General features: G+C 47.5%; 2 protein-coding genes. Both read left to right on the top strand.

Annotation, left to right across the window (positions count from 1 at the left end; genetic code table 11):
- Positions 1-76 precede the first annotated feature (76 nt).
- Positions 77-403, top strand: coding sequence for a transposase (locus L692_RS0110630; RefSeq protein WP_025699689.1), 327 nt, complete (start codon positions 77-79; stop codon positions 401-403).
- Complete coding sequence (locus tag L692_RS0110625; protein WP_036723163.1) at positions 400-1332, top strand: IS3 family transposase; 933 nt, start codon at positions 400-402, stop codon at positions 1330-1332. Before L692_RS0110630 ends, L692_RS0110625 begins: the two co-directional genes overlap by 4 nt.
- Positions 1333-1399: the final 67 nt, after the last annotated feature.

Genomic DNA, 1399 nt, shown 5'->3' with positions numbered 1-1399 from the left:
CTATTTAGCCCCTATTTGAACTTGGACAGTACACCCCTTACTCCGATACAATAATATTGAGGCGGAGGGGAACGTAATGAAGAAGAAGCAGTACGATCTTAATTTCAAGAAGATGGTCGTAGCCAAGGGTAAGGAGATCGGCAATATGACCGCTGTTGCAAGACAGCACGAGCTTGACCCAAAGATGGTTCTCCGATGGGCGAGAGAACTGAATCGCAAGGATCTGGACGAACTGGATGGGGCAAGCATCAAGCAATCCAAGTTTGTTCCCACCGCAGAGGATTACGCAGAACTTGCGAAAGAGAATGAGAAGCTCAAGAAGCTCTTTGCCGAGCAAGCGCTGGAGAGGGATATTCTCAAAGACCTACTAAAAAAAACGAACCCGCACTTGCGGATAAAATAGAGATTGCCCAGAAATATATTGCACAAGGGAATAGCACCCGCTTTGTGCTGCGTGTGCTGGAGGTAGAGCGCTCCACGTATTATGCCTATGTGAATAGATCGCAGCCAGCGGAGGAAACCATCCACAGGGCTGGTCGCCGCGCACCGGGTTTATCTTATACACAAGACGGTAAGCCAATCAGTGACGAGCAGATTAGCGAATGGATCATGGAGTTTTTAGCAGGCGAAGGCGCGAACTACGGCTACCGCAAGTTGACCGTGCTTCTTCGAAGACGCCATCAATTGAAAATTAACAAGAAGAAAGTCTATCGTCTGTGCAAGCAAATGGATGTGCTTCGTCCACAGCGGAAACTCAAGGTTAAGCATCCCAAGCGACTTGCCAACAATCGCGTTATAACGGCCTCTAATCAACTGTGGGAGACCGACATTAAGTATGGCTGGGTTAGCGGCGAAGGGCGCTTCTTCTTCCTTATGAGCATCCTGGACGTGTTTGATCGAGCCGTAGTTACGTATCACATTGGACTGACCTGTGAAGCAAAACATCTTGTCCAGATCACGCAGGAAGCGCTGATGAAACGCCAGCTCTTTGACAAGGCGGAAAAGCCCGTCATACGTTCGGATAACGGTCCACAATTTATCAGCAACCTGTTTGAGGATGCCTGTAACGAGTTGGTCATGATACACGAGCGAATTCCGCCCAAAACACCGAATAAGAACGCTCACATCGAATCCTATCATTCGATTATAGAAGCAGAGTGCTACCAGCGACATGAGTTTGAGTCATATCCACAGGCCTATGAAGTCGTGAGTCAGTTTATTCAGGATTACAATCGAATCCGCATCCATGGCAGCATCTACGACTTGTCTCCGTATGAATATAGGGAAGCAGTAAAGCAAGGCGCTGTGAAGCCGAAGCAGATTAAGGTTTGATCGTAGGCATTGGTGAAAAACGAAGCAATTTAAAGAAACTCTAAGATTGTTATCGAATAAGAGGTGC

The organism is Paenibacillus forsythiae T98 (assembly GCF_000520735.1).
Classification (GTDB): domain Bacteria; phylum Bacillota; class Bacilli; order Paenibacillales; family Paenibacillaceae; genus Paenibacillus_AQ; species Paenibacillus_AQ forsythiae.
The sequence above is the reverse complement of the archived record's forward strand: the minus strand, read 5'-3'. Positions and strand labels throughout refer to the sequence as shown.

What these genes read in the sequence shown, in the direction of transcription:
- L692_RS0110630 (WP_025699689.1), top strand. Translation starts at nt 77, where the DNA reads ATGAAGAAGAAGCAGTACGATCTTAATTTCAAGAAGATGGTCGTAGCC.